Origin of the sequence: Actinacidiphila rubida, from assembly GCF_900110255.1 — a bacterium.
GTDB classification, from domain to species: domain Bacteria; phylum Actinomycetota; class Actinomycetes; order Streptomycetales; family Streptomycetaceae; genus Actinacidiphila; species Actinacidiphila rubida.
In genome coordinates this window covers 1-25539 of sequence record NZ_FODD01000017.1, presented here as the reverse complement: position 1 = coordinate 25539, position 25539 = coordinate 1, and the positions used below count along the sequence as shown (strand labels likewise).

General features: G+C 74.3%; 6 protein-coding genes. 5 read left to right on the top strand and 1 reads right to left on the bottom strand.

The features are described from left to right. Positions 1 to 20 precede the first annotated feature (20 nt). The 5 genes from BMW99_RS17900 (at position 21) to BMW99_RS17880 (ending at position 24794) form a co-directional block, all read left to right on the top strand. Entirely contained in the window at positions 21 to 17597 is a 17577-nt protein-coding gene (locus BMW99_RS17900) for a scabin-related ADP-ribosyltransferase (protein ID WP_075017142.1), read from the top strand. After that, positions 17594 to 20344 (top strand): right-handed parallel beta-helix repeat-containing protein, encoded by a 2751-nt coding sequence (locus tag BMW99_RS41355; protein WP_075017141.1) that lies wholly within the window; start codon positions 17594 to 17596, stop codon positions 20342 to 20344. Before BMW99_RS17900 ends, BMW99_RS41355 begins: the two co-directional genes overlap by 4 nt. Positions 20345 to 20427: 83 nt before the next feature. Further along, a complete protein-coding gene (locus BMW99_RS17890) occupies positions 20428 to 21480 on the top strand; it encodes an RICIN domain-containing protein (protein WP_075017140.1) in 1053 nt (350 codons plus the stop codon). A 456-nt stretch (positions 21481 to 21936) separates the two neighbouring features. Then, on the top strand, positions 21937 to 24345 hold the full coding sequence (locus BMW99_RS17885) for a glycosyl hydrolase family 95 catalytic domain-containing protein (protein WP_069464525.1): 2409 nt from the start codon (positions 21937 to 21939) through the stop codon (positions 24343 to 24345). A 101-nt stretch (positions 24346 to 24446) separates the two neighbouring features. Then, on the top strand, positions 24447 to 24794 hold the full coding sequence (locus BMW99_RS17880; RefSeq protein ID WP_075017139.1) for a hypothetical protein: 348 nt from the start codon (positions 24447 to 24449) through the stop codon (positions 24792 to 24794). A gap of 31 nt (positions 24795 to 24825) precedes the next feature. Here the strand turns inward: BMW99_RS17880 and BMW99_RS17875 are convergent. Next, positions 24826 to 25539 (bottom strand): electron transfer flavoprotein subunit alpha/FixB family protein (locus BMW99_RS17875; protein ID WP_075017138.1); only part of this gene is annotated, 714 nt, incomplete at its 5' end.

The window sequence follows — 25539 nt, the reverse complement described above, 5'->3', positions numbered from 1 at the left end:
GGCCGACGTGGAGGATCGAGATGGCGCGACCCGGTGACTGGAGCGCGTTGGGGCTGCACGGGGACCCCACCCCGGGCGACCCGGACGTCCTGCAGTCCATCTACCACGAGATGGACGACCTGGGCGGTCTGGCCCGCGAGATCACCTCGGGCCTCAACCGCGTGCTCGACCAGTCCTCGGACGGCTTCGTCGGCAAGACCGCGGAAGCGGTCCGCAAGAAGATCGACGGGCACCTGAAGAAGTTCATCGACTCCGTCGGCGACTCCTTCGGCGTGGCCGCGCCCGCCACCATGGACTACCTCAACGCCATCAAGGACGCCCAGGCCAAGGCCGACCAGGCGCTCGCCGGCGCCCAGGGCCTGTCCAAGGACGACCCTGCCCTGGCCGGCTGGAAGAGCCAGGTCCACGACGCGCAGGAGGCGTACCGGTCGGCGGCCGGAACGTACTTCGACAAGCTGTCCGAAGCGTCGCACATGATCCAGCAGCCGATCAGCGGCTGGAAGCTGTTCCTCGAGGCGCTGGGCATCCTCGGCATCATCCTCGCCGTGCTCGGCGCGATCTTCGGCGGCTGGGTCGGCCTGCTGGCCCTGGCCGTCAACGTGGCCCTGCTCATCAAGACCGCGGTGGACTTCGCCGAGGGCAAGGCCAGCGTGCTGGACCTGGTGCTGGCCGTGATCGGCGTGCTGTTCCCGTCGACGAAGGGCCTGAACCTGGGCTCGATGTCCAAGGGCATCTTCAACGCGCTGAAGAACCTGCCCAAGACGGTGATGTCCGGCCTCACCGACATCGGGCGCGGCCTCACCCACATCTTCACCAACCCCGGCAGCCTGGTCACCGCCGTCAGCAGCCTCAAGTCCCTGCCCGGGCTGGTGATCAACGGCCTGCTGACGATCGGGCGGGTCACCCTCAACGCGGGCAAACTGGCGTGGAGCGGCCTGAAGGTCATCGGCGGCGCGATCCGCAACGACTTCCACCTCGCCACCATCGGCGTCCAGGGCACCCTGCCCAGGATCGGCGTCTACGCCATCAGCTTCGGCAGCCGCTTCCTGGTCAGCGCCACCCTGCCGCTGGACTTCTTCGAGCTCGGCGTCGGCGCCCGCGCGGCGATCAAGATGGGCCTGGGCACCCGCCTGACCACGCCGTGGGCGCACCTGTCGCAGCCGATCGTCAGCGGCGGCGTGCACCTGGGCGCCACGGCCGGCGGCCACTTCGGGGTGCACACCGGTACCCAGACCGGCTTCCACGACATCACCGGCGGCAGCGCGCTCGGCGGCGTGCACGGGCTCAACCTCACCTCCGACGCCGGCGGTCTGCACAACCTCCCCGGCATGGGAGCCGTGCACCTCGGTGGCGTCACCCCCACCTCGCTCGCCCACTCGATGAGCAACGTCAGCCCGGGCGTCGGCGCCGTCGAGCACCTGACGGCCTTCGACCACGCCACGGGCTTCGACCGCACCTCCAGCGGGCTGCTCACGCCGTCCTCGATGCACTTCGGCGGCTTCGACGCCGGCACCTCGCACCTGGGCGCGGTGTCCCCGGGGACGGTCGACACCGGCGGTTCGCACCTCGGCTCGATCAGCTCGCACACCGTCCGCACCGACCTGACCGGCAGCGCCACCGGGCTGCGCACCACCATCGACGACAGCTTCTCCGGCTTCCACAACGCGACCTCGCACGTGGAGAACTTCCAGGCACTGGGGATCTCCGAGCTGAAGAGCATCGTCGACGGCGACGTCAGCGTCGGCCGGATCACGCCGGACAGCATCTCCCTGCACGTGGGCGCCCAGTCCGGCACGCCCACCGCGCTGCACATGAACTTCCGGACCATGTCCCTCACCAACGACGCCGGCCAGCAGGTCGTCGTGGGACCCGAGGTGCACAGCGCCCTCGGCACCGCCGGGGACACGCACGTCGCCGCGCACGCGGCGGGCGCGCCCCCGGTGGACGGGGGCCACCTGTCCACCGGCAGCGGCGAGTTCAAGGCCGCCCCGGGGAGCGGCACCACCGTCGACGGGACGGCCGGAGCCCTCACCGACCACGGCGTGAAGGTCAACGGCACCACCCCGGCGGCGCACGGCACCACGCTCGAGACCGGCAAGGCCACGTTCGGTGCCGGCGGCGGGACGTTCGACACGGCCGGGGCCAAGCTCACCGAGAGCGGCCTCAAGCCCCACGACACCCCCGTCCGGACCGAGCCGGGCGGCGCCCGGCTCAACGGCGACGACGCAGGACGCGGCACGAGCCCCGAAGCTTTCACCGAGGGCGGCGCCCAGCCGGCGGCCGGCTCCCACGCGTTCGGGGAGAGCGCCGAGGCACCCGGCGTCACCGCCCAGGGCGACCGCCTCGGGGTGTCCGCGGGCGACCGCCTCGACCTCGGCGGCGCCAGCAAGGGCACCGGTGACACCTCGGGGGCCGCGCACGGCGCGCGCGCCTCGGAGTTCACCGAACCGGCCGGGTCGGGGCTGCTCGCCGCCTCGCAGACACACATCGCCGTCCGCCCGGAACCGCACCCGCAGGGGCGCCCGGCCGGCGGGCCCGGCGGCCACGGCGCCGAGCCCACCGGCCGGAGCCAGCCCCGGCCGCCCAGGAGCCGGTTCGAGGCCGTCACCGGCGGCGTCGGCGGCCGCATCGGCGCCCAGCGGGTGGCCGGCTGGAACAAGTACGAGGAGGCGATCGGCACCGCCTCCCAGGCCGAGAAGACCCTGGAGGGACTCGGCGGCGGGCTGGACCGGGCGTCGTCGACCGTCGACCAGGCCGCCGCGAAACTCGACGCCCAGCAGGCGCTGCTCGGCGTCGACGGAGCCCGCCAGGAACTGGCCCGCATGGGCATGGACGCCGACGCGATCCGGGCGCGCCTGGACCAGATCGGCCCCACCCCCAAGGGCCGGCCCGGCAGCCACCCCGGCCCCCCGCCCGGACACGCCGAGGGCCTCCGCGAGGGCCCGCACGGCACAACCGGTCACGAGACGCCGCACGAGGACGTGTCGGCGCACGGGCAGGTGCCGACGCACGACGCGTCCACGCTCGACCGCCTGCGCACCCTCGACGCCCCCACCCACCCGCCGGTGCGCTCCGGCATCGAGGCGGCGCCGTCGGTCCCCACCACGGCGCCCGTCTCCGGCCTCGGCCGCCAGACCGGGCACTACGTCGAACAGCTCGACGCGATCGCCAAGGACGCCGGGATGTCCCGCGCCGACCGGGACCTGTACCGGCAGGCCGTCGACGACGCCGTACGGGCCGGCGACCACCGCGGGGTCGCCCAGCACTACGGCGCGTTCCGCGACCACACCGAACTCTCCGTGCTCAACCAGCGCTTCGCCGCCTTCCAGTCGCACATCGACCAGGGCTTCGACCGGTTCGGGCAGCTCGGCGTCGACCGGGCCGAGTGGCAAGGCAGGGTCGACGCGGTCCACGACGCCCGCCGGACCCACGACCCCGACCTGCAGAACGGCGCGCTGCGCGACTACACCGCCTTCGTCGAACGGCACGTGCCCTCCGACGTGCTCACGGGCAAGGACGTGCCGCGCCCGTTCGACACGGGCCTGCGGCAGGTGCTCGGCGACCTCGCCACGGCCGGCGGCCCGGGCGAGTACGCCCGGCTGCGCGAGGAACTCGGCAACCTGCTGGAGCTCAACGGTTTCCGGGAGCGGCTGGACGCGCTGCGCGGTGAACTCGGTGACGAGGAAGCCGCCCTGAACGCGCACCTGCTGTCCGCGGGCACCCCCGAGGAGTCCGGCGCCGCGCTCAAGGCGCTCCAGGACTTCCGCGCGGACCAGGACCTCGCGTCCCGGCTGGACGCGCTGAAGTCCGGGGCCCCGACCGGATCGGCGACCGGGGCCAGGACCTTCGAGGAGCGGCTCGACGCGCTCCGCGGGCCGGTCACCGACCCCCGGGAGCTGGAACTCCAGCAGAGGCTCGACGCCGCCGCCGACGGCCACGAGGCGGGCCAGGCCCTGCAGGAGCTGCACGACTACCGCGCGGAACGCGACCTCGGCGACCTCCAGGCGCGGGTGGACGCGCTGCGCGACGTCCACATCGGCGACGCGCACACCGAGGCCGGATCCGGCGACGGTGCCGGGGCGCCGCACACCGGCACCGGGCCCAGTGACGAGGAACTGGCCGAGCGCTTCGCCGCGCTGCACGACGGCGGGAGCGACCCCCACACCGACGCGCTGCGCCGGCAGGTCCAGACGGCCGGCTCGTTCGAGGAGGGCGCCGCCGCCCTCGACAAGCTGCACGCCCACCAAGCCGGGCAGGAAGTGCTGCGGCAGCAGCGGGTGGGCGAACTCCGGCTGCACATCGACCGGTTGACCGGCGAGCGCACCGAGCACCTGCTCCAGGGCCGGCTGGACGAGGCCGGCCGGCTCAAGGGCGAACTGGACGGCCTGAACAGCGAGCTGGACCGGACGATGAGCGCCGGCGAGAAGCACGCCGAGCTGATCGCCGAACTGGCCAAGGGCGTCGACCGGCCCGAGGCCGCCGGCCACCTCGACCGGATCGTCGACAAGGCCGTGGAGAAGGCCGGGGGAGGCTCGGAGCGCTCGGCCGAGGAGATCGAGAAGCTCCTCGGCGGCCTGCCCGACGTCAACCGTCCCCTGGCCCCGCACATCCGCGAGGACGTCACGCCGCAGGGCGGCACCGCCCACGGCGGCGACGGACCGGGCGACGCGCACACCGGCGACGCGCACTCCGGCGACCCGCACACCGGCGACCCGCACGGGGGTGACCCGCACACCGGCGCGCCGCACGCGCCCGAGGAACGCCTCACCGCGGGCAGGCCCGGCGACGACGGGGCGGCGAAGGGCGCCCGGCCCGGCGACCGGCCCGCGCGGCTCGACGACCCCGGATCCCAGGAGCTGACGCTCACCGCGCCGAAGGAGCGGCCGGAGGCGGAGCGGCCGACGGAGCCGGCGCTCCCGCCCGGCACGGTGCCGAGCACGCTGGACATGGACGCGGTGCGGGCCGCCCGCAACGAGACCGGCGACGCGACCGTCACCGCCGGGCACACCCCGCTCGGCGGGGACGTGCACACCGGACCCGACCGGGTGGAGACCGGCACCGGGGCCGCCAGGGAACTGCCCCCCGAGACCGACCTCCACCACTCGGCGAACCTCGCCGCACGCGAGCTGGACCCGGCCGCCGCCCACCTCGACGAGGCCCGGGTCGCCGCCCTCCACCAGCAACTGCTCGACGAGGCGGGCGGATCGCTCGGCTCCATGGGCACGCGGGAACTGGCCGAGAAGATCGCCATGCGGTCCCTCGACATGACGCCGCCGAGGATGCGCGGCGGGATGCACGACGCGACCGGCGAGCAGGTGGGGCACCTGGACGCCCCGGCGCCGCACGCGTCCAGCTCCACGTCCGCGCGCCGCTTCACGGCCGGTGACCTGACCCACGACCTGCGGACGCGCCTCAACGACTCCGGTCTGCCGGACGTCGTCCACGACGGCGTCGCACTGCGCGGCCTGACGGAGCTGGAACGGGCCGAGCAGGTGTTCCAGAACCCCGAGCTGGCCCCCGAGTTGGCCGCCGCCCTGGGCCGGCCCGACCTCGGCCGGGACCTGGCGAAGGAGTTCCCCAAGATCACCGGGAGGGACGCCACCGACCTGCGCCTGAAGCTCGGCGCGCTGATGGGCCGGCCGGAGTTCGCGAGCCGGTTCCGGGATCCGGCGGTCAGGGCGCGCGGACTCGTGGACGCCCTCGGGCCCGATCTGGCGCAGAAGGCGGGCGGTCGGGGCAAGCTGGAGACGGGCCTGGCCAAGGCGCTGCAGAAGCTGGAGAAGCCGCCCGTCAAACCGCGCGTCCTCAAACAGCCGGGCTACGCCACGGGTGACCAGTTCGGCATCGCCGCCGCGCTGATGGGCGACAAGGACATGCACGTCGTGGTCGTCACGGGCATCCCCGAGAAGGAGGCCGTGGACAAGGGCGCGTCCATCGCGAAGTTCTACAAGGACAGCGGCATCGACGAGAGCCGCATCCACCTGGCGAAGGTGCAGGAGGGCGAGACCGTCGACAACGCGGCGGACCGCGAGATCCAGGGCTTCCTGCCGGACGTGAAGGTCGACAAGGTACCGGTGGGCGCGGGCACGACGTGGGTGGCGGACAACTTCACCGTCGGTGTGCGCCAACTGGTGCGGTCGCACTGGAAGCTGGACGACGCCGGGTTCTCGGCGGCCCAGAAGTCCCACCTCGGCGACTGGCTCGGCACGAAGGGCATCGTCCCCACGCCGGACCGCGACACGATCGTGCTGTGGTCGCGGTTCAGCGGCAAGAAGGGTGACGTGCACGTCGAGCACGACACCTCGTACACCGGGATCGGGCAGATCCTGGAGCGGCTCCAGCTGGAGAAGGAGGCCTCCGGCGGCCCGGGCCCGCTGGTGATCATCGCGGGCGACGCGTTCGCGAACGAGGCGAAGGCCGCCGGCAAGTACCCCGCGCTGGCGGAGAAGTTCACCGGCCAAGGCCTCGAGGTCCACAACCTCACGCACTTCTGGGAGGCGAAGGGCGAGGGGGCGAAGGACGCGCTGAAGGCGTGGGGCGGCGACAGCCGCATCGGCCAGATGAAGCTGTACGAGTACCTGCGGCAGAACAGCCACGACGTCCGCCACCTCGGTTTCCGCAGCGGCAACCTGGAGGGGCTGGCGCTGTCCGGGCACACCGTCCGCTACATGGAGGAGCCGGGCAGCATCGGCGGCGAGCGGATGGCCAAGTGGCACGCCGCCGAGAACTCCCCGCTGTCCGCCGCCGGAACGGGCAAGTTCGGCAAAGGGCAGTCGCTGGCGACCGGGTACGAGCGCATCCTCGTCAAGGAGCCGCCGACCCGTTCCGGCAAGTACATCGCCCAGCGCCTGGACGACATCAGGACGCAACTGCAGAAGGGCGACCTTCCCAAGGACGCGGCCAGGGCCCAGGAGAACTCCCTGATGCACCCGGACTGGGCGTTCGGGGCGGACAAGGGCGTGAAGAAACCCGAGGAGATGTCCAAGCTCGCCAAGGGCTTCGCGGCCGAGGACCTCGACACGATCACCGGCTACCTGACCGGCGGGCACGCGTCGGGCGCCGCGCATCCACCCGTCGCGACCCCGCACGGGGGCCCGTCGGTGTCCTCGCGCGCGCCCCAGCCGGACATGAAGGTCTCCCCCCGCGCGCCCCAGCCCGACATGAAGGTGTCCCCCCGCGCCCCGCAGCCGGACATGAAGGTCTCGCCGCGCGCGCCCCAGGCGAGCACGTCGACGGGAGCCGGCGCGCTGCGGGTCGCGACCCCGGAGGGCGACGTCCACCTCGTCGCGCAGGACACGGCGGCGCACACCGGGTCGACCGGGTCGCACCTGCTGGCCGACTCCGACCTCACCGACGGTCTCCGCGGGTGGCTCAACCGCCCGGGGCTGCTCGACACGGTGCACGACGACGTTCGGCTCGGCGACCTGACCGACCTCCAGCGCGCCGACCTGGTACTGCGGCACCCCGAGCTGGACCTCCACCTGGCCGGCGCGCTGGGCCGCCCCGGGATCGGCCGGGACCTGGCCGACGTGCTGCCCAGGAACGCCACCGCCGAGGCGAAGGCGGACCTGGCGGCGAAGATCTCGGCGGCCGCGGCCCGGCCCGAGTTCGCCGACCTGCTGCACCAGCCGGCGCTGGGCAAGGACCTGGCGGCGGCGGTGGGCAAGCCGCAGCTGGGCGGCAAGTTCGTCAAGGCGCTGACCGAGCGCGCGCCCGGGAAACGGGTGCTGTGGCAGCCGGGCTACGCCACGGGTGACCAGTTCGGCATCGCCGCCGCGCTGATGGGCGACAAGGACCTGCACGTCGTCGTGGTCACCGGCATGCCGGACCGGGTGGCCACCGACCAGGGCGCGTCCATCGCGAAGTTCTACAAGGACAGCGGCATCGACGACAGCCGCATCCACCTGGTGACCGTGAAGGAAGGACAGAAGACCGACGCCGCGGCGACCGAAGTGGCCGAGCGGATCCTCGACCTCCCGGCGTCCGCCGCCAAGAAGAAGATGCTCCCGGTGGGCGCGGGCACGACGTGGGTGGCGGACAACTTCTCCGTCGGTGTGCGCCAACTGGTGCGGTCGCACTGGAAGCTGGACGACGCCGGGTTCTCGGCGGCCCAGAAGTCGCACCTCGGCCAGTGGCTGGGGGACCGGCACATCGTGCCGTCACCCGAGCGCGACACGGTCGTGCTGTGGTCGCGGTTCAGCGGCAAGAAGGGTGACGTGCACGTCGAGCACGACACCTCGTACGCCGGGATCGGGCAGATCCTGGAGCGGCTCCAGCTGGAGAAGGAGGCCTCCGGCGGGCCGGGCCCGCTGGTGATCATCGCGGGCGACGCGTTCGCGAACGAGGCGAAGGCCGGCAAGTACCCGGCGATGGCGGAGAAGTTCACCGGTCAGGGCCTTGAGGTCCACAACCTCACGCACTTCTGGGGGGCGAAGGGCGACGGGGTGAAGGAGGCGCTGAAGGCGTGGGGCGGTGACAGCCGCATCGGGCAGATGAAGCTGTACGAGTACCTGCGGCAGAACAGCGCGAGCGTCCGCCACCTCGGCTTCCGCAGCGGCAACCTGGAGGCCCTGGCGCTGTCCGGCCACACCGTCCGCTACATGGAGGAGCCCGGCAGCCACGGCGGCGAGCGGATGGCCAAGTGGCACGCCGCGCAGAACTCCCCGCTGTCCGCCTCCGGAACCGGCAGGTTCGACCGGGGGGCGTCCCTGGCCACGGGCTACGAGCGCATCCTCGTCAAGGAACCGCCGACCCGTTCCGGCAAGTACATCACCTCCCAGATGGCGCAGCTCAAGGCCCTCAAGGACGCCGGCACCCTGGCCCCGAAGGACGCCAAGGCCATGAACGACGCGCTGCTGCACCCGGACTGGGCGTTCGGCGCGGGCAAGGGCGCGGTGAAGCCCGCCGAGACGGCCAAGTTCACGAAGGGCTTCGCCGCCGAGGACCTCGACACGATCACCCACTACCTGACCGGCCCGATGCCGGGCCTGCACCACCCGCACACCCCTGCCGCTGCCGTCCACGACGCGCACGGCGCGGTCCCGCACACGCTCACCACCCCGCACGGCGGGACCGTCACCTCCGTCTCGCCCCGCGCCCCCCTGCCGGACCCCGCGGTCGCGGCGCACACGGGAACGCACGCGGCACCCCACCCCGGCGTCCACGACCTGCCCGCCGCCGCCCACCAGTTCAAGCAGGCGCCCGAGCAGTTCCTGCAGCACGCGAGCGTGCTCATGCGCACCCTCGACGGCATGAAGGCGCGCACCCCCGGCCTGGAGATCGACTACGGCCGGTTCCTCACGTGGATGGACGGCCAGGACCGCCACTGGTTCACGCTGACCCCGCACGCCGAGAGCGCCCGGGCGGGGCGCGAGGTCTACCTGCTCACCCCCGCGGTGGAGAAGTACGCCCACGCGTTCGCCGGCGACCCCCAGCTCCGGGAGATCCTCGGCGGCCGCGAACTGCCGCCGCTGCGCGGTGAGGACGAGTACCTCGCCGCGCACTACGTGCCGTACTTCCAGGGCAAGCCGTCCCTGCCCGAGACGCAGGTCGGCCACGCCGACATCCCGCTGGAGCGCGGCGACGGCTTCAGCCCCGACTTCGTGTTCACGGCCGCGATGAACGGCTGCGCCTTCACCGTCACGAGAGGCGAGGCGGAGGGCACGTTCCGGGCCTGGCACTTCCAGTCGCCCACGACCAACCGGGCCGAGTCCGAGCAGTTCCGCCTCGACCAGGAGCCGATGGACTGGTTCGGCGACGCCGAGTACCAGAGCCCGCTGGACCAGAGCGTGACGCCCGAGACCACCAACATCATGTGGCGCGGCGACCACGGCTGGCAGTTCCTCAGCCAGGAGAACCACACCACCCGGCAGGACGTCAACGACGTGTGGACCCGGCAGGTCAGCTCCCGCGCCGTGGACTTCCAGGGCGGCCACCGGCTCGACAGCCTGCTGAAGTTCTACATCCGGACCACCGAGGACCGCCTGCTCAAGCTGTCCTGGTACCACCGGGACTACACGGCGCGGCTGGACGGCAGCCAGTCCAGCCTGAACCTGAAGGGCGCCTGGGCGCTGCACACCCTCCAGGCGCAGCGGGACGTGGCGGCGCTCGGGCACGTCACGACGCTGGACGAACTCCACCGCACCCTCGCCGAGCTGACGAAGGACCACCAGGCCACCGCGGACCTGATGAAGGGCTACTTCGACAAGCAGGAGGCGGCGTTCAAGGAGGAGCGCGAGGCCCTGCAGAAGCAGGGCTCGTCCTGGTGGTCCGGCGGGAAGGCGGCGACCCGCGCGCTCGACGACCTGGAACGGCTCCAGGGCCAGGTCCGGTTCTGGATCCAGGACCAGAGCGACCCGCGCTGGCTGCCCGGCCTGCAACGGGAGGCCGACGCCCTCACCGCGCACGCCGCGGACCCCGTCGGGGTGAGCGCGGCCGCGCCGTCCGCCCACACGCTGGAAGGCGCCGCCGGACCCGCCGCCGGCCACACCCTCGCGCACACCGCCGGCCACTCGCCGGCCCCGGCCACCGTCCACGCGCCCGTGTCCGGCGCGCACTGGCAGGCCGCCCGCTCCGCGGCTCCCCACGTGACGAGGACGCACCGGTGGGTGGACCCCGTCTCCCGGCCGCGGGGCGGCGTCGGCCACGACGTCCCCCGGTACGTCGTGGAGTCGTCGTTCGACGCGCGACGGTTCACCGTCGACGGGCAGCGCTACACCGACCTGACGGTCAGGGTGCACCTGTCCGGCACCGGCGAGGTGACCGCGGGCCGGCTCGACGAGGTGTGGCAGCGCGCCCAGGCCGGCACGGACCGGCTGTTCAACGCCCCGGGCCACACCATGCCCGACGGCAGCGTGCTGCACGTGACGCTGGAGCGCGCCAAGTCCGCCACCGACGCCCACCTCAGCGCGGAGGTCGGCCCGCACGGCACGCCGTCCAGTCAGGACACCTGGGCCGTGGACGCCACCGACCAGGTCCTGGCGCACGAGCTGGGCCACCAGCTGGGCCTGCGCGACGAGTACCGCGACACGGTCTCCCCGCACCGCCCGGAGATCACCGGCAGCCTCATGGGCGACTTCCACCGGGCGCCCGAGGCCGACCTGCCGCGCGGCGGGATGCGCGACCGGTACCTCCAGCTGATCCACGCCGTCATCGGCGACCTGGACGACGCGCCGGTCACCGCCGCCGCCCACACCCCGCACACCGCCCCCGCGGACCACGCGCCCGGTGCCGTGGCACCGCGCGCGCCGCTGAACGGCACCCTGGCCGCGGACGGGATCCGCGATGCGCCGCGCACTCCCGAACCGGGGCAGGCACCGCCGCTGCCGGCCGCCGCCCTCCTCGCGCAGGCGCCGCCGCCCGCGGCGGCCGTCGTCACCGACCCGGCGCTGCCCGGCCGGCTCGCGCAGGGGCAGATCGGTGGCGCCGACCGCATCCTGCCGTCCGCCGGCACCGAGCACGAACTCACCGACGGGCTGCTCGCCGGCCTCGGCACGCGTTTCGGCGCGGACCAGCTGACGACCCTGAGGACCCAGTGGGAGCCCGAGTTCCGCGCCGCGATCCTCCCGTCGTTGTCCGCGATGACCCGCGGCGAGTCCAGGACGCTGCACATGGACGTCGGCGGCTGGAGCGGCGACGTCAAGGTCACCGCGCGCGTCGAGCACACCGGAGCCGCGCACACGGTCGACTCGCTGGAGTTCGAGGACGGCACCGAGACGTTCAACCGCACCGGCTTCCTCAAGGAGCGGATGCTCGGCGGTGGCGGCGGCCTCCTGGTCAAGGGCAAGGCCGCGCAGACGACCGACCTGACCGGATCCCTCAACGCCACGTACACCTCGACCACCGCCGACCGCGTGGCCACCAGCAGCCGCCAGTTCAGCCGGGGCAAGACGCCCGAACCGGCGATGCGGACGGAGGCGGAGATCCGGCTGGACTTCGACTTCTCCCAGGTGCGCGACGTCCTCCACCGCAGGCTCGACCTGTCCGCGGGCGGCGGTGAGCGTCTGTCCACGCTGTCCGTGCCGGTCCACGCGCCGGTGGCGACCAGCGCCGCCGAGGCCGCCGGCCACGTGCCGGCCGCCACCGACGCGGTCTACCTGCCGCCGCTGCGGGTCGAGCAGACCCGCGCGCTCGGCGGCACCGACATCGTCCGCGACGTCTTCACCGTCGACGCCCGCGGCGAGCGGGGCCCCGTCCCGCTCGCCGACGCCCTGCTCGGCGCGGCCGGCGACCCCGCCTCGCTGACCGCCTACGGCACCAGGACCTTCGGCGCGGACTGGCCGGCCGTGCGCGAACTGATCCTGGGCCGCGCCGGTTCGCTGGACGTCCTCCACTTCAGGCTCAAGTCCATGACCGGCGGGCACGCCCTGGAGGTCGACCTGGGCGCCCACGGGACGCTGCTGATCACCGCGGAGGTGTCGTCGATGACGCACCTGCGGAACACCAGGCAGACCGAGTTCAACACCGGCAGCGACGTCACCCGGATCTTCACGCTCACCGAGTCCCGCAACCGCGCCGTGCGCGCCGCCTTCACCGCGCAGAGCTCCGACCTGCACGCCGGGCCGGGCACGCTGAGCGGAGAGGTGTCCGCGCAGCACGACACCGAGGGCGTCACCACCCGCCAGGTGGCGGTCCGTTCCGGCCGCGCGGTCAAGATGAAGGTGCCCGGCGTCGTGTTCGACGGCGTGGTCGCGTTCCGCTTCGCCCACCGTCCCGCCGGCGGCACCGTCACGCGGGCGACCGGTGCCACCTCCGGGCGCCTCGGCTTCCAGGCGCTGGTCGAGGCCGCCGACTCGCGGATCGCCGACGGCGCGGTGCGCGCCTTCCACGCCCCGGAGGGGACGACCGCCCCGCGCCGGATGGCGGGCCCGCAGCTCGCCGAGGGCGACCTCGCCTGGCGCCCCCACGACGACGTGTGGCACGGACTGCCCGAGCACTCCGTCGTCCTCGACGTCCTCCTCGGCGAGGACCGGGCCGCCGGCGACACCGGCGCACCCGCCCTCGACTCCCTCGTGGACGATCTCGGCCGCCGCTACTTCGGCGACCACTGGACGGAGGTGCGCGGCTCGGCCACGGACATGGTCACCCCCGAGCAACTCGCCGTGTGGCTGCCCGAGGCGACCCGCGGGGCGACCGCGCACAGCGTGCCGCTGCCCGAACCGCTGCACACCGACGCCCGTCTGTCCGCGACCGGACGGCTGCTGGACCTGGAGTACCTGCGCCCGCTGAACGAAGCGGAGCTGAACCTGCTCAACGAGATCACCGAGGACGCCGGCACCCGGCTCAACACCGCGCTCACCGGCGGCGGGACACTGCAGGGCGGCGTGCAGGGCGACATCGCGTCCAACCTGTCCGCGGGCATGCACCCCCTCGGCGGCGGCATGTCCCACCGCTCCGGCACCGGCACCAGCGCCTCCGGCGCCGGCAACAACGTGGCCAGCGCCAAGTTCGGGCAGCCCATGGCGCTCTACATCGGCCGCGTGCACGTCGACGCGGGCCTCGGCCGGCCGGGGGACCCGGCCGCCAGGAACGGCGCCTCCGACCTCCGTTTCGTGGTGGCCCTCCCGCAGTCGCACGCCACGCAGTACGAGGTCGGCGCCGCACAGGCCGGCCGGCAGGTCTTCACGCCGCCCGCCACACCCGTGCCGGGCGGCCGCGCCGCCCACCCGCCCGCCCCGGCCGCCTCGACATCGAGGGCCGCGGCCTCCGCCACCGTCCCGGACCCCACCGTCCTGCCGCCGGGCCGCGTCACGCGCACCGGCCAGATCGGCGCGGGCGACGCCATCGTGAAGGGCGGCGACAGCGGGGCCATCGTCAAGGCCCTCAGGGCACGCCTCGGCGACGCCTTCCAGGACAAGTGGGCACAGGTCGAGGCCGACCTCAACCTGTTCTTCGACGGCTCCGTGGTCGTCCCCAAGACCCCAGGCCTCACATCCGGCGCCACCTGGGGCACGACCGTCTCCGCGAACGGCGTGACCGCCGACATCACCATCACCTCGGCGCACGCGACCATCACCGGCTTCGACCGGGTGGAGAGGAAGTTCGAGTTCGAGCAGGGCACGGAGTCGGCCGCCGCCGTCGGCACCGCGCACACCGGCACGACCCGCCGCACCCTGTGGCAGCGGCTCGGCTTCCGGCCGCCGCACACCTCGATCACGGTCACCCGCACCGGGGCCTTCGACCGGTTCGTCAGCCGGGTCCTGGACAACCGCAGCGGCCTGATCACCAAGGGCAAGACCGTCGAGCCCGCCGCGGTCTTCAAGGGCGACCTCGCCTACCACCTGGACATCACGCTCTCCCGGCGCCTGCCCGGCACGCGCACCACGGGGGACCTGACCGTCACCACCCAGGGCGAGTTCGCCTTCCCGGTCCGTGAACTGCCCGCGGACCCGGCCACGAAGCAGGCGCCGAAGCCCGCGCAGGGCTACCGCCCGCCGCGCCGGGTCGAGGACTCCCGGGTCCTCGGCGCCAGCGACATCGTGCTGGCCGTGCGGCCCCCGAAGACGGCCCTCGCGCACGGCGTCACCGACGTCCGTGACGCGTTCCTCGACCAGCTGGCGGACGCCGGCGTCAAGGCGTTCGGGTCGCAGCGGGCCTGGGCCGCGGCACGCACCGAGCTGCGCGACGCGATGCCCGCCGACGAGTTCCACCGCAGGCTGAAGCCGATGATGGGCCGGCAGCCCTGGGAGATCAAGGTCAAGGGCCGCCGCATGCTGGTGACGGCCGGCGTCGAGGAGATGGAGCACGCGGGCAACACCGACGCCACCGAGTTCTACTCGGCGGCGGTCGGCACCCGTACCACCACCGAGACGCAGCCCCCGCTGCTCGGCGACCACGCCGAGTCGACGGCCACCGGCGTGAGCGTCGTCGGCACCTCCAACCCCGTCGGTGGGCTGCCGGTCGAGGTCTTCGCCGGCGGCGGTGTCACCCACACCGCGACGCGCGAGGACGTCACGCAGAGCACGTCGGCCGCCCGCGTCGGCTCCGGCACCAAGTACAAGGCCCCCGGCGCCGTGTTCGACGGCACCACCCGCCTGCACGTCGAGTTCCGGCAGTCCTGGCGTCCCTGGGGCCGGAAGGTCGACCAGCGCGTCCCCAGGGCCGTACTCGGCGAACAGCGCCGGATCTCCGAGCTCCAGGGGCGGATCGCGCGCCTGGATCCCGGCAGCCGCTGGGGCGAGATCCTGCGGCAGCAGGTCGACGATCTGCACGCGCAGCAGACCGCGAGGATCCGCGCGAGCGCCCTCGACAAGGCCGCCGCGTCGCCGGGACAGGCCCCCGCGCCCATGACCCGGCACGGCTTCGGCGTGCGCCGCCGCACCTTCGCCCACGCCGACCTCGGCTTCCAGGCCGTGCTGGAGAGCGCGGACGCGGTGAGGACCGACGCCACGACGGTGACGAAGGCGACCACGACGGCCAACGGCACGGCGGGCGCGAGCAGTTCGGCTGCCGGCAAGGGCGTGGTGGGCGAGGGCGGCACGGCCGTGAAGGCCGCCGTCGCCGAGACGCCGCCCGCGACCGTCCCGGTGCCGCCCAGGGAGGTGTTCACCCAGGGCCTGTCCGCCGACCACCTCGTCCGCGACCTGCCCGACGTGGGCTCCCTGCGCAGCCTCCTGGACGCCGAGGGCCGCAAGGCGTACGGCGGCGTCTGGACCTCCTCGACACGCAACGGCCGGCTGCGCTCCGAACTGGTCATGGACGCCTTCCCCAAGGACCGGCTCATGGAGAACCTGCCGGACATGACCCGGGGCGGCGAACTGACCAGCGACGAGTTCCGGGTCAACGGCAGGAAGGCGTGGGTGTCGGCGACCGCCGTCGTCCACCAGCTCACCCACGACCGCGCGGAGACCCGCGCCGAGACCGCGCTCGTCAACGAGAACACCAGGCAGTTCGGCCGCCGCGCCCTGCGCTCCCGGCAGCTGTTCCTCAACGCCCAACTGGGGGCGCAGGCCAGCGACCTGGTGAACAAGATCGGCGCGGCCGGGACGTTCGGCATCGGCGGCCGCGCGCGGTCCGGCGGTGAACGGGCCAGCGGCGGCCGGACCTTCGCCAACGCGAAGATCCCGGCCCAGCGGGAGCACTTCGACGGCTTCGTCGAGATCACCTTCACCTTCCACCTCGGCGACGGCGGGACGGCCGCGGGCGGCGTCGTGCCGTTCTCCGTCGCCATCCCCGCGGCCGAGATCGCCGAGCACGTCCCGGCCGTCCCCGGCGGCCACTTCACGGGCCGCGGCTACGAGAGCCGCCCGCCGCTCCCGGACGGCCCCCTCGCACCGCCCGCCCCCGAACGCCCGGCACCCCCGCTCCCGCACCTCCCGAAGCTGGAGCCGCTGCGCAGGCCCCCGGAGCCGGCCCCGATGCCGAAGCCCCCGGCCGCCGAGACCCCGCCGAAGGCGGACGCATCCCTCCCGCACCCGGCTGAGCCGTCGCCGCCGCTGCCGCCTGCGCCGGAGCCGCTGGTGCCGTCGGCGGCGGGGGTTCTCCCTTCCGGGACGGGGGTGTTGCCGTCCGAGGCAGAGTCCCTGCTGAAGGTGGACGTGCCGCTGCCGCCTGCGCCGGAGTCGCTGGTGCCGTCGGCGGCCGGGGTGCTGCCGTCCGGGGCCGAGGTTCTGCCGAAGGCGGACGGGTTCGTGCCGCAGAGCGGCGGTCACCGGTACGGGCAGCCGCTGGAGACGATCTCCGAGGAGGAGGAGCCGGCGCCCGTGCCCGGACCGGCCGGGCCGGCTGGTGCGCCGCGCGACTTCGACACGATCCGCACGGCCTACCCCGAGCCCGTTCGCCGGCACCAGCGGTGGACGATGTGGGGCGTCGACGGGGCCACGCCGCAGACCTCGGCGTACGCCGTGGAGTTCCCCGACCTGGGCCTGCGCGGCGTGTACGCGCCTCCCGCCGAGACCGCGGGGAGCGCCGGGGCCGCAGTCGACGCCGCAGGGCTCGGCTCCTGGCTGTGGCACTCGGGCCCGGGGACGGAGCCGGTCGCGGTCACGCCGTTCCGCCTGCTGCCGCCCGAACCCGGCGCGCACGGGCAGGCCACCGCGGTGCCCGGAACCGACGCGGCGCCGCCCGCCCTCCAGCAGCAGGTCGCCGACGCGCTGTCGGACACGGGATGGGCCGGCGGGCTGCGGTGGCGCACCGACACCGACGACCTGTACGTGTTCGCGGACGCGGCGGGGCAGGACCCGCAACGGGTCTTCGCCGAGGGGCTCGTGCCGTCCGGCGCGCACGCGGTGCCCGTCGTCGCCCATGCGGCGGACCCCCGTCAACCGGGCAGCCTGTGGGTCACCGCCACCCGGGACATCGGCTGGCTGCGCAACCAGGCCGCGGCCGCCAACCCGGCCGACCAGGCGGACCTGCTGGACCGCTACGGTTGGCGCTACGACATCGCGGCACCCGGGGGAGTGGACGTCAACAGCACGCTCAACCTCGCCACCCCGCATCCGGAGCGCCGGGAAGTCCTCTTCCCCGGCGGGATCGACGGCCGGCTCGTCCTCGGCGCGCAGCGCCTGAGGAACGGCAGGCCCGTCGGCAGGTACGTGATCAACGACGCGTCCGCCCAGGCGCCGGGAACCGTGACCGACACGAAGGGGACCGCAGGGTGACCGCCGCAATACATCTGGTCCAGCCCGGCGCCCGCCGAGGAGCGTTCCGCACGATCGCCGAGGCGGTGCGGGCCGCCGCCAACGGCGACGAGATCCGGATCGCGGCCGGCGAGTACCAGGAGCGGCTGCTGATCGACCGCCAGATCACCCTGGTCGCCGAGGACGGCCGCGGCACCGTGCGGATCCTGTCCAAGGCCCCGGGCCTGCCCGTCGTCGAACTGGGCGTGTCCACGGCGTTCTCCGGCATCGCGATGATCGGCAGCGACCGGGCACGGCCCGCGGTGCTGGTCACCGGCGGGTCCGCGGAACTGGTGGACTGCCAGATCGTCGGCGGCCGGCTGGAGGTCCTGCGGTCCGCCTCGCTGCGGATGGACGGCGGTGCGGTCAGGACCGCGTCGCTGGCCGGGGTGCACGCCGACACCAGCGGGACGGTGGCCCTGCACGACTGCGTCATCGAGGACATCGAGGGCACGGGCGTCGTGGTCGCCGGGACCGCGACCGCGCACCTGGTGGCCACCACCGTGCGCGGCGTGGAGGGTTCGGGGGTCCGGGTCCGCGGCGAGGGCCGGGTCGAGCTGCGCCGCTGCGAGATCCTCGGCCCGGGGCGCAACGGGCTGCTGGTCGAGGACCAGGCCACCGCGTTCGTCGACGACTGCCGCCTGCGGGACTCGGTCGCCGAGGCGGTCCGCGTCCTGGGCAGCGGCGCCCGCTCGGCCGGCATCGGCACCGGCATCGGCACCGGCGTCCACCTCATGGCCAGCGAGGTGTCCGGCGCGCGGGCCGCGGGCGTGCTGGCGACGGGCACCGGCGACGTGCTGGTCGCCGACTGCCGGATCCTGGACTGCGCGGCGGCCGGCGTCGCCGTGGACAGCGGCGCCCGCCTGGAACTGGCGGACTGCCGGATCATCGCGCCGCGCGGCTCCGGCGTGGTGGTGCGCGGCGCCGCCAAGGCGACCGTCAGCGGCACCACCGTGCGTGCCGCCGCGGGCAACGGCATCCTCGTCGCCGAGCGCGCCGACGTGCGGGTGACCGGCAGCACGTTCGCGGACTGCACGTTCAGCGCCGTGCATGTCGGAGGCGACGCGGTCGCGTCGCTCACCGCGGTCCGGGTCCAGGGCACCCCCGAGCACGGGTTCGGCGCGACCGAGCGCGGCCGGCTGACCCTGGAGGACTGCTCGGCGGCCGACTGCGGCATGTCGGGGCTGCACGCGGACGGCTACGCGGCCGTCACCGCGGGCGCGCTGACCATCCGCCGCGGGCGCAACGGCGTCACCGCGGAGACCCTCGGCGAGGTGCGGGTGACGGACGGCCGGGTCTTCGACGCCGAGCGCGCCGGGCTGACCTGCGGCGAGGGCACGTCCCCCGAGTTCCGCGACTGCCGGGTGTCCGGCGCGGGCACCGCCGGCGTCGTCGTCGCCGAGCGGGCGGCGCCGGTGCTGCGGGACTGCGCCGTGTTCGGCACGGAGGGCTCCGGGATCGTCGTCGCCCGCGCCGCGGACCCCGCCGTCAGCGGCACCCGGATCGGCGGCACCGGCAAGAACGGCGTCTACGTCGGCGAGGGCGGCAAGGGCACCTACGAAGGGTGCGTCCTGTCCGAGACCGGCTTCCCCGCGGTGCATGTCGCCGCACAGGCCACGCCGGTCCTGCGCGACCTGCTGGTCCGCGACACCGGCGACGACCTCAGCGTGGACGAGGGCGCCGCCCCCGTGGTCGAGAACTGCCGCTCGCTGCACGTGAAGAAGGCCGTCTGGCCCGCCCCCGGCGGGCCCGGGGGCGGAGGCGGCGGCACCGGCGCCGCGCCCGGCAACGGCACCCGGAACGGCACCGGAATCGGCACCGGACCGGCCGTGCCGCGCCCCGCCGCGGCCGGCGGCTCCGCCGGTGCCCCGGCATCCCCGGCCGTACCGGCCGGCGCCGACGCGCCGCAGGTACCCGAGGAGAGCCTCGACGACCTCCTCGCCGAACTCGGCCTGCTCGTCGGCCTGGAGCGCGTCAAGCACGACGTGGCCTCCCTGGTGAAGCTGATGCAGATGGTCCGCCGCCGCGAGGAGGCGGGCCTGGCCGCGCCGCCGCTCAGCCGCCACCTGGTCTTCGCGGGCAACCCCGGTACCGGCAAGACCACCGTGGCCCGCCTGTACGGGCGGATCCTGGCGGCGGTCGGCCTGCTGGAGCGCGGCCACCTCGTCGAGGCGGACCGCTCGTCGCTGGTCGGCGAGTACGTCGGCCACACCGGCCCCAAGACCCAGCGGGTCTTCGAGGAGGCGATGGGCGGCGTGCTGTTCATCGACGAGGCGTACTCGCTCACCCCGGCCGCCGGTTCCAACGACTTCGGGTACGAGGCCATCGCCACGCTCGTGAAGCTGATGGAGGACCACCGCGACTCGGTGGTCGTCATCGTGGCCGGATACCCGGACGAGATGGAGCACTTCATCGACTCCAACCCCGGCCTCGCGTCGCGCTTCAGCCGCACCCTGCAGTTCGAGGACTACGCCACGCCCGAACTGGTCAGCATCGTCGAGCACCACGCGGAACGGCACCAGTACGTCCTCACCGACTCCGCGCGCGAGGCGCTCGAGGCGTACTTCGAGGCCATTCCGCGCGGCGACCGGTTCGGCAACGGCCGCACCGCGCGGCAGACCTTCCAGACCATGACCGAGCGCCAGGCGTACCGCGTGGCCGAGCTGTCCGAACCCGACGAGTCCGACCTCGTCACCCTGCGGCCCCAGGACCTGCCCGACTGGCCCTGACCGCGGTCCGACACCCCGTCCCCCGATCCACCCCGTCCCCCGATGCCCCCCGCCCCGCACGCCCCCGCCCCGGAGACCACGTCATGACCTCCCCCGACGCGTCCGACGCGCCCGACACCCCCGGTACCCCGCTCGGTGCCGAGCCGCCGACGGAGGCCCCGGCCGGGGCCTCCGCCGAGGAGCCGCTGCCGACGGCCGAGGAGCCCGCCGTCGCCATCTCGCCGGCCGCCGCGCGCGCCACCGCCGGCGGCTCCGCCGTCCCGTCCGAACACGGCGCGTTCGCCGCCGGTTTCGCCCGGCAGCGCTTCTCCGGCCTGCGGCTGCTCAAGCCCGGCCGCCGGGTCGGGATCGCGATCGCCGCGGCGGTCGCCATCGCCGCCGTGGGCGTCGGCATCGCCGAGGCCGTCTCCCATCTGGGCGGCGGCAGCGGCGACACCGCGGACAAGCCGGCCGCCACCACCTCCGCCCCGGCCACCGGCTCCTCCTCGCCGTCGGCGAGCGCGGCGTCCCCGGCCGCCACCGCGGCCTCGCCCACACCGAGCCACGGCAAGCCGGCGAAGGGCGGACCCGGAGCCGGCGCGACGACCGTCGTCACCGTCCCGGCCCCGCCTGCCGCGCCGCCTTCGGGCACCCACAGCGGCGGTGGCAGCACCGGCGGCACCACCGGCGGGACCACCGGCGGCAGCACGGGCGGCGGCAGCAACCCCACGCAGAAGCCGACGAGCCGGCCGGTCACGTTCACCGGCGCGTACGTCGTCAACTTCGCCTCCAGCCGCTGCCTCGCCGCGCAGGGTGGGTCCAGTGCCCCCGGCACCCAGATGGTGCTCGCCGACTGCGACCACGGCGATCCGTCGCAGGGCTGGACGTTCCCGTCCGACGGCACCGCCCGGGACTTCGGCGGCACGATGTGCCTCGACATCTCCGGCACCGCCGGCAACGGCGCGACCGTGCACCTGGCCCGCTGCTCGTCGGCCCGCCACAGCACGCAGGCGTTCGTGCTCAAGTCCTCGTACGACCTGGTGGAGGTCCAGCCGGATCTGTGCGTCGACGCCAAGGACAAGGGCACGTCCGCCGGCACGGTGCTGCAGATGTGGTCCTGCACCGGGACGTCCAACCAGAAGTGGCGCGAGCCGTAGGCCGGTAGACATCGGATCATCGGCGAGGGGTGGCCGTCGCGACGAGTGGGGGGCCGGGCGAGATGAGGTGACGAGGCGCCAACTTCCCGCACATACCTGGAGGATCGTGTGCGATGCTGCGCGATTCTCCGGGCATGCGCACACGTCTTGACACTCCCGCACGCGGGCTCCACCATCAGACATCGGATCTGTTCCCCCTGGTGTGGTCGATGAATGATGCGCGTCCGCGGCTGGACCCCGCCGGGCGTGTGCGGCGCGGTCGTTGACGACCTCCCTGGACGGAGGCGTCCACCGCGGGCCATCGGCCCCCGGCCAGGGGGCCCGCTCGCCCTGCCCGCGCCCCGAACGGAGTCCCGCATGCACGAGCCCGGACCGACTGCCTCGTCCCAGCCCTCCCAGCCGTCCCGGTCCGCCGACGGCCGGCCGGCGGACGTGCCCGCCGGCCACCCCGCGGGAATGACGCGACGCGGCGCGCTGCGCGGCGCCGGCGCCCTCGGGGCGCTGCTCGCGCTCTCCGCGCTTCCCGAGTTCACCGTCGCGGCCGCCGCCGCGCCCGGTCCGGAGCACCGCCCGCGCGCGCCGCACCTCGTTCCCGAGGACAAGGCCGTCACCCTCTGGTACGGCGCCCCCGGCACCGAGCCGCTGATCATGGAGCAGGGCCTGCCGCTCGGCAACGGCCGGCTCGGCGGTCTGACGACCGGGGACCCGGCGCACGACGCCCTCTACCTGACGGACGCCACGCTGTGGACCGGCGGCGCCAATGCCGTCCTCGGCTCGGACGGCCAGTTCCCCTACGAGGCCGCCACCGACACCGGGTTCGGTACCTTCGGCCTGCTCGCCAAGGTGTACCTCTCGCTCCCGGCGCACACCTCCGGTGCGGTCTCCGGCTACCGGCGCACCCTCGACCTCAGCAACGGGCTCGTCACCACCAGCTACGTGCACGGCGGCGTCACCTACCGCCGCGAGGTGTACGCCAGCCACCCCGACGACGTGGTGGTCGTGCGCCTCACCCAGAGCGGCGGAGGGGCGTACACCGGCACCCTGGCGCTGACCGGCACCCGCGGCGAGGCCACCGGCGCCGAACCCGGCGGCCAGGGCGTCTCGTTCACCTCGGCGTTCGCCAACGGCCTGCGGTACGCGGCCGTGGCGCGAGCGGCGGCCGGCGGCGGCAGCGTGGGCGTCTCCGGTGGCACGGTGACGTTCACCGGATGCCGCGAGGTGGTGCTCGTCCTCAGCGGCGGCACCACGTACTCCCCGGACGCCGCGACCGGCTTCATGAACCCCGGCGCCGATCCGCTCGCCACCGCCCGCGCCAAGGCCGCGGCGGCCACCGCCGTGGCGGGCTCCGCCCTGCTCGCCACCCATGTCGCCGACTACCGGCGGCTGCAGCAGACCATGACCGTCCACCTGGGCACCTCCACCGCCGCCCAGCGGGCCATGGACACCGCGGCGCGGCTCACCGCCCGCGCCGCCGACGGCTCCGCCCCCGACCCCGAACTGGAGGCGTCCTACCTGCAGTTCGGGCGATACCTGATGATCTGCGGCTCGCGCGGCAGCCTGCCGCTGAACCTCCAGGGCCTGTGGCTCGACCGCAACGACCCGGCGTGGATGGCGGACTACCACACCGACATCAACGTGCAGATGAACTACTGGCTGCCCGACCGGGCCGGACTCCCGGGCTGCTTCGACGCGTTCACCGACTACTGCGTCAGCCAGTGGCCGTCGTGGCAGGACGCGACCGCCCGGCTCTTCGAGGACAGCCGCAACGGCTTCCGCAACTCCTCCGGCACGGTGGCCGGCTGGACGGTGGCGATCTCCACCAACCCCTACGGCGGCAACGGCTGGTGGTGGCACCCGGCCGGCAGCGCTTGGCTCTGCAACGCGCTGTTCGACCACTACGCCTACACGCGGGACACCGCCCACCTGGCCAGGATCTACCCGCTGCTCAAGGGCGCCTGCCAGTTCTGGGAGGCGCGGCTGGTCACCACGACGGTCACCGACCCGGACACTGGCGTCACCCGCCAGGTCCTCGTCGACGACCACGACTGGTCGCCGGAGCAGGGACCGACCGACGCGATCGGCATCACCTACGCGCAGGAGATGGTCTGGCAGCTCTTCACCGGCTACCGCGAGGCGGCGGCCGCGCTGGGCAGGGACGCCGGGTACGCCGCGGTGATCGCCGGGCTCCAGGAGCGGCTCTACCTGCCGCGGATCAGCGCCACCACCGGCTGGCTGGAGGAGTGGATGACCGACGCCAACCTCGGCGAGACCACCCACCGCCATCTGTCGCCGCTGGCCGGCCTGTTCCCCGGCGACCGGATCAACCTCCAGGACTCGCCGCCGTCGCTGATCGCCGGGGCGACCGCGCTGCTGACCGCCCGAGGCATGATCAGCTACGGCTGGGGCAGCGCCTGGCGCGCGCTGTGCTGGGCCCGGCTGAAGAACGCGGAGAAGGCGTACCAGTTGGTGCAGGCGGTCCTCAAGCCGTCGGTGAACCACAGCAACGGCACCGGCATCAACATGTTCGACATGTACCAACTGAGCGGCGACAGCTCGACGTTCCAGATCGACGCCAACTTCGGCACGCCGTCCGCGATGGTGGAGATGCTGGTGCAGTCCCGGCCCGGCCGGATCGAACTGCTGCCGGCGCTGCCCGCGGCGTGGGCCGCCTCCGGCAGTGTCACGGGCGTGGGCGCCCGCGGGGGTCTCACCGTGGACGTGGCGTGGGCGGGCGGCGCCGTCACCACCGCGACGGTGCGCGGCCCGGCGGGGGCGACGGCCACCGTCGTGGCGGGCGCGTGGAGCACACGGGTCACGATCCCGGCCGGCGGCGCGGTCACGTTGCGGCCCACCCGGACCGGGTGACGCTCACCGGCGTGCGCAGCGGCAGGGTGCGCGGTGTCGCGGTGTCGCGGTGTCGCGGTGTCGCGGGGCAGGATTGCCACCGTCGGCCGTAGCATGCGGCCATGCCCGAAGCCGAGCTCCCCGACGCGCTCGTCGCGCTGCAGAAGCGGTGTGACCAGGCATGGGCCGACGTCGAGGCGCACCGGCGCGACGTCGACGGCCGCCGCCACCGCGACGCCCAGGCCGAGGGTGCCGAAGCGGACCCGTCCCGCCCGTGGGCCGGCCCCGCGCTGCGGCCGTGGAACGACGCCGAGGACGCGCGGCACGAGGAGCTGACGGCGGCCGCGCGGGCCGCGGGGGAGGAACTGCGCCGCGCGCTGGCCGAGTCGGGCCTCGGCGGCGGAGCCGAGGTGCTGCGGGGTCTGCGCGCTTCCGCACGGAAGACGGAGGAGCCGGGGCCGCCGCAGTGAGTGCGGCGGCCCCGGCTCCTCCGTCGGGTGGTCAGCCCTTGTGGGTGGTGATGGCGTCGGTGAGTTGGGGCAGGACCTGGAAGAGGTCGCCGACGACGCCGTAGTCGACGAGGTCGAAGATCGGGGCTTCGGGGTCCTTGTTGACCGCGACGATGGTCTTGGAGGTCTGCATGCCGGCGCGGTGCTGGATCGCGCCGGAGATGCCGTTGGCGATGTACAGCTGCGGGGAGACGGTCTTGCCGGTCTGCCCGACCTGGTTGCTGTGCGGGTACCAGCCCGCGTCGACCGCGGCCCGCGAGGCGCCGACGGCCGCACCCAACGCGTCGGCCAGCGCCTCGATCAGCGGGAAGTTGTCCGCACCGCCCACACCCCGCCCACCGGAGACCACGATCGCCGCCTCGGTCAGCTCCGGACGCCCGGTGGACTGCCGCGCAGTACGCGAGACGACCTTCGTGCCCGTGGCCAGCTCCCCGAACGCCACCGCCAACTCCTCCACCGCCCCGGCGGCCGCCGCCGGCTCGACCGGCGCGGAGTTCGGCTTGACCGTGATCACCGGCACCCCCGCCGAGACCCGGGAGGTCGTGGAGAACGCGGCCGCGAACGCCGACTGCGTGGCCACCGGACCCTCCGCACCGGCCCGCACGTCCACCGCGTCGGTGATCAGCCCCGACCCCAGCCGCAACGCCAGCCGCGCCGCGACCTCCTTGCCCTCACCCGAGGACGCCACCAGCACCGCCACCGGAGC